The organism is uncultured Brevundimonas sp. (assembly GCF_937863155.1).
GTDB lineage: Bacteria > Pseudomonadota > Alphaproteobacteria > Caulobacterales > Caulobacteraceae > Brevundimonas.
On sequence record NZ_CALMFB010000032.1, the window covers coordinates 1 to 8,206 of the forward strand.

Sequence of the window (8,206 nt, forward strand, 5' to 3'; positions counted from 1 at the left end):
ACGGCGCTTGCGCACGAGTCGCGACGGCTGATAGGTCCGCTTCACGGTCGGCTCCACAAAAAAGAGTTGTCCAGCGGATCGAAACGTCCGCCGCAGGAAGGGCGGGCGTATAAGGGGCCGGCGCGCGTGAGTCAACGCCGCATGGCCGAAACAGAGGCGACACGACATGGCGAAACGCACGGCGAAGGAGTGGGCGATCCGTCTTCTGCCCCTGGCCGTCATCGTCGGACTGGTGATCGCGGCCTTCGCCCTGGGGCTGAACCGCTATCTGTCGATGGAGATGCTGCGCGAGCACGGGCTGAACCTTCAGGCCTATGCGCGCGAGCATTACTGGCTGGCCCTGGCCGGGTTCGTGCTGGTGTACGCCGTCGCCACCGCCTCGACCATTCCGGGGCCGGTGTTCCTGACGCTGCTGGGCGGGATGATGTTCGGCCCGTGGGTCGGCGCCCTGGCCCAGTCGACCGGCGCCACCCTGGGGTCGGTGGCCATCTATATGGTCTATCGCTCGGCCATCGGCACCTGGCTGCGGGCCAAGTTCAAGGCGGACGCCGGGCTGATGGACAAGATCACCCGCGGCATCGACCGCAATGCCTTCGTCACCCTGTTCACTCTGCGCGTCATTCCCAGCGTGCCCTTCGTGCTGATCAACGCCGCCGCCGGCATGGTGGCCGCGCCGCTGAAGCCGTACATCGCCGCGACCTTCCTGGGCCTGTTGCCGTCGACCACCATCTACACCTGGATCGGGTCGCGCCTGGGCCAGATGATGCAGACAGGCGCCCGGCCGGACCTGGAGACCCTGGTGCGCCAATTCTTCTGGCCGCTGATGGGGGTGGCCTTCCTGTCGCTGCTGCTGCCGCTGATGATCAAACTATGGCAGGCGTGGCGCCGCCGCCGGGCGCCGGAGGCCGCATGACCGGGGCGATGGCGCGGCTGAAGGACCGATGGCCCGACCGCTGGCGGCCGCGCGCGCCGGACGGCATGGCCAAGCGTCTGCTGGCGCTGACAGCCGTCTTCACCCTGGCGGTGCAGCTGTCGATCCTGCTGCCCAGCGCCGCCTCCTTCCACGAGCGCTGGCTGCGCGACCGGCTGCAGGCGGCCGAACTGGCCTCGGTCGGGGTCGAGGCCCTGCCCTATAGCGCGGTCGAGGACGACACGGCCGCCGAACTGATGCGGATCGGCGGGGTCCAGGCCGTGGTGGTGGGCGAACAGGGCGTGCGGCGGCTGCTGCTGCAGGCGCCCAATCTGCCGCGCGCGCCCGACGTCATCGACCTGCGGCGCGATCATCCCGGTGCGCGGGCGCTGGACCCCTGGCGCACCCTGGTCGGCCACCCGGACCGGTCGATCCGTGTGCAGGCCCAGCCGCGCTATCGTTCGGGCGACTTCATCGAGATCCTGACCCCGGCCCAGCCGCTGAAGCAGGAGCTGCGGGCCTTTCTGCTGAACAGTCTTCTGGTGTCGCTGCTGATCTCGGCGGCGGCGGGGGGGCTGCTGTTCGCGGGCCTCAGCTATCTGGTGATCCAGCCGCTGCGGCGGGTGACGCGCTCGATCGAACGCTTCGCCGCCGATCCAGAAAGCCCGCCCGAAACGGCGTCGGACCGCAATGACGAGATCGGCCGGGTCGAACGCGAGCTGGCCCGGATGCAGGACGAGGTGCGCCAGGCCCTGCGCTCGCGCGCCCGGCTGGCGGCCCTGGGCGAGGCGGTGGCCAAGATCAACCATGACCTGCGCAACATGCTGACCTCGGCCCAGATGGCGTCGGAGCGGCTGGCCGGGTCGGACGACCCCATGGTGGCCCAGGCCCTGCCGCGACTGGAACGGGCGCTGGGCCGCGCCGCCGCCCTGTCGCGCAATGTGCTGGCCTATGGAAAGAGCGAGGAGCCGGCGCCCCAGACGACGCGCATCGCCCTGACCGGCGCGGTGACGACGGCGGCCGAGGATGCGGGCCTGGACCCGGCCGGGGTGCGGCTGGACAAGCGGCTGCCGGCCCGGTTCGCGGTGCGCGCCGACCCGGACCAGCTGCACCGCATCCTGGTCAATCTGATGCGCAACGCCCGCCAGGCCATCGAGGGCGACGCCGCCCGGCCGCCCGAGCGTCAGGGGCGCGGCGTGGTGCGCGTCACCGCCGAGATCGCGGGAACCACCGCCATCGTCCGCATCGCCGACGACGGGCCGGGCGTGCCGCCGCGCCTGGCCGAGCGGCTGTTCCAGCCCTTCGTCAGCGGTCGCGCCTCGGACGGGACGGGCCTGGGCCTGGCCATCTCGCGCGAGCTGGCGGCCGGTCATGGCGGCGAACTGCGCCTGGCCCAGACCGGGCCGGACGGGGCGGTGTTCGAGCTGAAGCTGCCGGTCTAGCGGCTATTCCAGGCCGTCTTCGCTGACGACGAATTCGCGGCCCTCGGCCTGGGCCTTCACGGCCAGTTCGTTCTGGACCATCTGCCAGCGGCGCAGACGCTCATAGTCCACCAGATGATGCGGCGCCGCTTCCAGCCAGTCGCGGAACTCGTCGGTCTGGCGCTTGGCGTCGGGCGCGCGGGGATCGGGCAGGCTGGGCACCTTGGGCAGGCGCACGGCCACTTCGGGCGGGACGGGAAAGGCGCCGATGGAGGTGTTCAGCATCATGATGGGGCGATGATCGGCAAAAGCCGCGCCGCCGTAAAGCCGGGTTCACAACCTTTGCCGGGGAAAGGCGTTGACTCCGGCGCCGATCAGGGCGCTCAAGCGAAGCCATACAGCCGGGAGATTTCCGATGCCGCGTTTCACCGTTCTTGTCGCCCTGGCCGCGATCGCGGCCACGCCGGTCCTGGCCGGCGTCCAGACCACGCCGCCCGTCGGCGGCCAGTCCGCGCCCAAGTCGGCCGCGCCCGACCCCTATGCCCCCACCGATCCGGTCGAGCGCGAAGCCTGGCTGCGGGCGCGGGGCGAGACCTATCACCGCGCCCCGGATTCGTCCCAGACGCCTGAGGAACTGGAGCGCACCGCCGCCCTGAACGCCGAGATCGCGGCGCGCAACGATCAGGCCGAGGCGGATGATCGCGCCGCCGCCGCCGAATACCAGGCGGCCCAGGCCAAGCATCACGCCGCCGCCTCGGCCGCCGCGACGGCCCAGGCCCAGTATGAGGCCGACCTGCGCGCGTCCCAGAACGCCCAGGCCCAGTACGAGCGGGATCAGGCCGCGTGGCGCCGCCGGGTGGAGGCCTGCAACGCCGGCGACCGCGCCGCCTGCGCGCCCTACTGAGGTCCGCGGGGCGTCAGGCCTCGGCCGGGGTCTCGGTGCGTTTCTTCAGCATGGCGTCGAAGCTGTCCCAGACGCCGTCGGCGCCGTGCCACGAGCCTTGGGTCGCGCCCTTGGAGTATTCGGTGGCCCGCGCCTCGAAGAAGTTGGCGTGTTCGACCCCCGACAGCAGGGCCTGAAGCCAGGGCAGCGGATTCTCGCGCGAGCCGCCGAACAGTTCCGGCAGGTCCAGCTGACGCAGGCGCCAGTCGGCGATGAAGCGGATATAGGCCTTGATGTCGTCGGGCGTCATGCCGTTCACCGACCCCTGCTCGAAGGCCAGGTCGATGAATTTGTCTTCCATGTGAACCACGGTCTCGCAGCACTGGACGATGTCGTCGGCCACCGCCTTGGTCACCGCGCCGGTTTCCTTGTTGAAGGCGTGGTACAGTTTGATGATGCCTTCGCAGTGCAGGCTTTCGTCGCGCACCGACCAGCTGACGATCTGGCCCATGCCCTTCATCTTGTTCTGGCGCGGGAAATTCATCAGCATGGCGAAGCTGGCGAACAGTTGAAGCCCCTCGGCGAACCCGCCGAACATGGCCAGGGTCCGGCAGATGTCGGCGTCGGAATCCACGCCGAACTGGCCCATGTAGTCGTGCTTGTCCCGCATGGCCTCGTATTCCATGAAGGCGCCGAACTCGGCCTCGGGCATGCCGATGGTTTCCAGGAGCAGGGCGTAGGCCGCGATGTGGATGGTCTCCATGTTGGCGAAGGCCGCCAGCATCATCTTGACCTCGGTCGGTTTGAACACCCGACCGTAGCGCTCCATGTAGTTGTCCTGCACCTCGATGTCCGCCTGGGTGAAGAAGCGGAAGATCTGGGTCAGCAGGTTGCGCTCGCCATCGTCCAGATTGGCCGCCCAGTCCTTGCAGTCCTCGCCCAGCGGCACCTCTTCGGGCATCCAGTGGACCTGCTGCTGCTTCTTCCACATGTCGAAGGCCCACGGATAGCGGAACGGCTTGTAGGCGGCCGAGGGCGTCAGCAGGCCGGGCGTGCCGGGTTTGATGATCGAGGTGTGGGCGTTCATGGCGGCGTGACCGTTCGGCGCGAATCCAGGTGACAGGCGTTCACCATGCCTCGACCGCCGCCCCGGCGCCAAGCCGAAATGCGGCTATATTGCGATCACTTTTTCCGCGACCGCTACATCTGGTAGGCGCAGGCTGAAATCTGGGGAGAAATCGGGGGATGGGCCTGACGCAGGCCGGGCGGGGCGGCCCGCGTGCGGGGGAACTCCGACGGCCGAGGAACCGTTGCCTTGCCCTGATCCAGCAAGGGTGGCCCCGCGTGTCCGAAACCGTCTCCGATCCCAGCTTCCGCCCGCCGCCCGACGCGGTCGCCTTCTATGAGGAGGCGCTGGGCCTGCTGAAGGAATCGGGCGTCCCCTTCCTGCTGTCGGGCACCTATGCGGTTACCGCCTATACGGGCATTCGCCGGCCGACCAAGGATCTGGACGTCTTCTGCAAGCCCGGCGACTACCCCCGCATCCTGGCCTTCTTCCAGGCGCGCGGATACCGCACCGATGTCGAGGACGAACGCTGGATCGCCAAGGTCTGGAAGGACGCCTATTTTTTCGACGTCATCTTCGCCATGTCGAACGGGACCATCGCGGTCAATGACAGCTGGTTCGGGCGGGACGCAATCTGCGTCTATGGCCACGAAGTGACAATCACCCCGCCGACGGCCCTGATCCTGTCCAAGGTCTTCATCCAGGACCGCTATCGCTATGACGGCGCCGACGTGAACCACGTCATCCTGAAGCAGTCCGACGCCATCGACTGGAAGAGCCTGCTGGATCAGATGGACCTGTATTGGGAGGTGCTGATGGCGCACCTGCTCAACTTCCGTTTCGCTTATCCGACCGAGCGGGACCGCGTGCCCGCCTGGGTCATGACCGAGCTGACCGAGCGGCTGCAGGCCCAGGTCGACCTGCCGGCGCCCCGGGTCAAGGTGTGTCGCGGGCGGCTGTTCAGCCCGCGCGACTATATCGCCGATGTCGCCGAATGGGGCTTTGGCGACGTGGTCGGCAAGGGATTGGAGGAGCGCCATGACCCGGTTCACTGAGTGGCCCTACCGCTCGGCTCGCGGAGCCTCGCTGTTTGAGGGCGCCGCCATGCGCGAGTCGCAGCGATGAGTGATCCGAGCCGTGTCGCCCATGACGCGCCCGAGACGCCGGCCCAGACCCCCCAGCCGGGCATGGAGGCCGGGCCGAAGACCCTTCTGCGGGTGGCCGCGGTCGGGGATCTGCACGTCAACGAGGCCGCCAGCCGGCCCTATCGCGACCTGTTCGAACGGGTGGGCGAGGACGCGGACGTGCTTTGCCTGTGCGGCGACCTGGTCAATTTCGGCAAGACCCGCGAGGTCGAGATTCTGGTCGAGGACATCCGCGCCTGCACCATCCCCATCGTCGGCGTCATGGGCAATCACGAGCATGAGTGCGGCCAGCCCGAGGTGGTGCAGGCCCTGCTGGAGGAAGCGGGGGTCCAGATGATCACCGATGGCCGCGCCTATGAGATTCAGGGCGTCGGCTTCGGCGGCGGCAAGGGCTTCGTCGGCGGCTTCGGCCGCTACATGCTCAGCGCCTTCGGGGAGACGGCGGTCAAGACCTTCGTTCAGGAGGCGGTCGAGGACGCCAACCAGATCGAGACCTCGATCCGGTCGCTGCGGACAGAGCGTTCGGTGGTGCTGCTGCACTATGCGCCGGTGGTCGACACCGTCGTGGGCGAGCCGCCGGAAATCCACGCCTTCCTGGGGTCGTCGCGCCTGGCCGAAACCATCGACCGCTATGAGAACGTCAAGCTGGTGGTGCACGGCCACGCCCACCGCGGCGCGCCGACGGGCGTCACCAACCGGGGCGTGCCGGTCTATAACGTCGCCCTGCCCGTGCTGCGCACCCTGGGCGACACGCCCTATCGGGTGTTTGAGGTCTGATCGGGATCAAGGCCGTCCTGCAGGGCCGCGCCCCGCCCGCGCTGCCACCGCTCGGCCGCATGCGAGATCAGCCACAGGGCCATGGCCCAGGCGGCGCCGACGCACCAGCCGGCCAGCACATCCGTCATCCAGTGGGCGCCCAGATAGACCCGCGTCAGCCCGACCAGCAGCGCCAGGGTCGCGCCCACGCACAGGGCGTAGATCTTCAGCCGCCGGCGCGGAAACGCCCGCGCCAGCATCACCGCAGCCGTCAGATAGAAGACCGTGGCCAGAAGAGCGTGGCCCGAGGGGAAGCTGGCGTTCAGCGTCTCGACCGCCTGATAGGCGACGGGCGGCCGCTCGCGCTCGAACACCGCCTTCAGCCCTTCGCTTAAGGCCACGCCCCCGGCCAGACCCAGCACCAGCAGCAGGGCCGACAGCCGCTTGCGCTGCATCAGCAGGAAGCCGATGGCCGCCAGGGCGAACAGGGTCAGCACCGCGATCCCGCCCAGGGACGTCAGGTCGGCCGCCGCCTCATGCAGCCACCAGGCCCCGCGCGGATGGCCCGGCGTCGGCTGCAGCCAGTGCAGCACCGCCTGGTCGAAGGCGCGGCCGTCGGCCTCGGTCATGTCGTCGGCCAGTTCGATGAAGCCCAGGGCGCCCAGGGCCAGGATCAGAAAGGCGCTCAGAGGCGCGATCTCGGTGCGCGCCAGCATCAGAAGCCGGCGAAGGCGGGAGGGGGCGGCGACAACACTCATCCGGGCGCTAACGGCCAAGCTGGCGCCCGCGTTCCCCATTGCCGACGTGACTTTCCACAGGCGGAAAAAATGATGGGGACTGTCACAAAACCCGAAATCCAGGCCCTGCCTGACGGAGGCGGAATTGTGGCCGGATCGAATCGCCCCTGGAACAGGCCAGATCGAAATGTCACCCGCGAAGTTGGCGTGTTTTGAAAATTTGAGGGCTTGGCCAGTAACCAATCATGAACCACATTTAGCGTTCTAATGATGTTGTCCACACAACATCTGGCGTTATCCACAAGCATCCGGGGCGAGTCATGGCGGGCGGCGAAGCGTTGAAGGCTGTTGAAATCCAAGCGGTTGAGGCCCCGGAAACGGGCGAGCGCCCGCACCTCAGCCTTGTGCCGTCGATCCGTGTGGACCGTTCGCGCGACGCCCTGTTGACCGAATTCGGCAAGAAGACGCTGGAAGACCGCTATCTGCTGCCGGGCGAGTCCTATCAGGACATGTTCGCGCGCGTCGCCACCGCCTTTTCGGACGACGCGGATCACGCCCAGCGCGTCTATGACTACATGTCCCGCCTGTGGTTCATGCCGGCCACCCCGGTGCTGTCGAACGGCGGCGCCGACCGCGGCCTGCCGATCAGCTGCTTCCTGAACGCCGTGGGCGACAGTTTGGATGGCATCCAGTCGGTGTGGAACGAGAACGTCGCCTTGGCGTCCAACGGCGGCGGTATCGGCACCTATTGGGGCGGCGTCCGCTCCATCGGCGAAAAGGTCAAGGGCGCGGGCCAGACCAGCGGCATCATCCCCTTCATCCGCGTGATGGACAGCCTGACCCTGGCGATCTCGCAGGGGTCGCTGCGTCGCGGCTCGGCGGCCGTCTATCTGGACATCCACCACCCGGAGATCGAGGAGTTCCTGGAGATCCGCAAGCCGTCGGGCGACTTCAACCGCAAGTCGCTGAACCTGCACCACGGCATCAACATCACCGACGCCTTCATGGAGGCGGTGCGCGACGGCCGGACCTTCGATCTGATCTCGCCCAAGACCGGCGCGGTCATGAAGACGGTCGATGCCCGCAGCCTGTGGACCAAGATCCTGGACATCCGCATGCAGACGGGCGAGCCGTATATCGTCTTCTCGGACACGGTGAACCGCCAGCTGGCCCCGCACCAACGTGAGCTGGGCCTGTCGGTCAAACAGTCGAACCTGTGCGCCGAGATCATGCTGCACACCGGCCGCGACCACCTGGGCATCGACCGCACCGCCGTCTGCTGCCTGTC

At 68.1% G+C, this 8,206-nt stretch carries 9 protein-coding genes; 6 read left to right on the plus strand and 3 right to left on the minus strand.

Annotated features, from left to right (window positions below):
* Positions 1-166 precede the first annotated feature (166 nt).
* Positions 167-913 (plus strand): TVP38/TMEM64 family protein, encoded by a 747-nt coding sequence (locus Q0581_RS05335; RefSeq protein ID WP_298698291.1) that lies wholly within the window; start codon positions 167-169, stop codon positions 911-913.
* Positions 910-2,352, plus strand: coding sequence for a HAMP domain-containing sensor histidine kinase (locus Q0581_RS05340; protein ID WP_298698293.1), 1,443 nt, complete (start codon positions 910-912; stop codon positions 2,350-2,352). Before Q0581_RS05335 ends, Q0581_RS05340 begins: the two co-directional genes overlap by 4 nt.
* Before the next feature lie 3 nt (positions 2,353-2,355).
* Here the strand turns inward: Q0581_RS05340 and Q0581_RS05345 are convergent, their stop codons facing one another.
* Positions 2,356-2,619 carry a hypothetical protein gene (locus Q0581_RS05345; protein WP_298698295.1) on the minus strand — a complete coding sequence of 88 codons (264 nt, stop codon included), beginning with the start codon at positions 2,617-2,619 and terminating at the stop codon, positions 2,356-2,358.
* Between the two features lie 127 nt (positions 2,620-2,746).
* On the opposite strand from Q0581_RS05345, the gene Q0581_RS05350 reads away from it, so the two are divergent.
* A complete protein-coding gene (locus Q0581_RS05350; RefSeq protein ID WP_298698297.1) occupies positions 2,747-3,235 on the plus strand; it encodes a cell wall hydrolase in 489 nt (162 codons plus the stop codon).
* A 13-nt stretch (positions 3,236-3,248) separates the two neighbouring features.
* Here the strand turns inward: Q0581_RS05350 and Q0581_RS05355 are convergent, their stop codons facing one another.
* Positions 3,249-4,301 (minus strand): ribonucleotide-diphosphate reductase subunit beta, encoded by a 1,053-nt coding sequence (locus Q0581_RS05355; protein WP_298698299.1) that lies wholly within the window; start codon positions 4,299-4,301, stop codon positions 3,249-3,251.
* A gap of 257 nt (positions 4,302-4,558) precedes the next feature.
* Between Q0581_RS05355 and Q0581_RS05360 the strand changes: the two genes are divergently transcribed.
* On the plus strand, positions 4,559-5,335 hold the full coding sequence (locus tag Q0581_RS05360; protein WP_298698301.1) for a hypothetical protein: 777 nt from the start codon (positions 4,559-4,561) through the stop codon (positions 5,333-5,335).
* 66 nt (positions 5,336-5,401) lie between these two features.
* Positions 5,402-6,202 carry a metallophosphoesterase gene (locus Q0581_RS05365; RefSeq protein ID WP_298698303.1) on the plus strand — a complete coding sequence of 267 codons (801 nt, stop codon included), beginning with the start codon at positions 5,402-5,404 and terminating at the stop codon, positions 6,200-6,202.
* On the opposite strand, the gene Q0581_RS05370 is transcribed toward Q0581_RS05365, so the two are convergent.
* Positions 6,181-6,897, minus strand: coding sequence for a phosphatase PAP2 family protein (locus Q0581_RS05370; RefSeq protein ID WP_298698305.1), 717 nt, complete (start codon positions 6,895-6,897; stop codon positions 6,181-6,183). The genes Q0581_RS05365 and Q0581_RS05370 overlap by 22 nt on opposite strands.
* Positions 6,898-7,238: 341 nt before the next feature.
* Here Q0581_RS05370 and Q0581_RS05375 point away from each other — a divergent pair.
* A partial coding sequence (locus tag Q0581_RS05375; protein ID WP_298698308.1) for a ribonucleotide reductase N-terminal alpha domain-containing protein occupies positions 7,239-8,206 on the plus strand: 968 nt, incomplete at its 3' end.

Bases quoted from the DNA above. Each gene is read 5' to 3' on its own strand.
- Q0581_RS05335 (WP_298698291.1), top strand. From the start codon at position 167: ATGGCGAAACGCACGGCGAAGGAGTGGGCGATCCGTCTTCTGCCCCTG.
- Q0581_RS05340 (WP_298698293.1), top strand. From the start codon at position 910: ATGACCGGGGCGATGGCGCGGCTGAAGGACCGATGGCCCGACCGCTGG.
- Q0581_RS05345 (WP_298698295.1), bottom strand. From the start codon at position 2,619: ATGATGCTGAACACCTCCATCGGCGCCTTTCCCGTCCCGCCCGAAGTG.
- Q0581_RS05350 (WP_298698297.1), top strand. From the start codon at position 2,747: ATGCCGCGTTTCACCGTTCTTGTCGCCCTGGCCGCGATCGCGGCCACG.
- Q0581_RS05355 (WP_298698299.1), bottom strand. From the start codon at position 4,301: ATGAACGCCCACACCTCGATCATCAAACCCGGCACGCCCGGCCTGCTG.
- Q0581_RS05365 (WP_298698303.1), top strand. From the start codon at position 5,402: ATGAGTGATCCGAGCCGTGTCGCCCATGACGCGCCCGAGACGCCGGCC.
- Q0581_RS05370 (WP_298698305.1), bottom strand. From the start codon at position 6,897: ATGCTGGCGCGCACCGAGATCGCGCCTCTGAGCGCCTTTCTGATCCTG.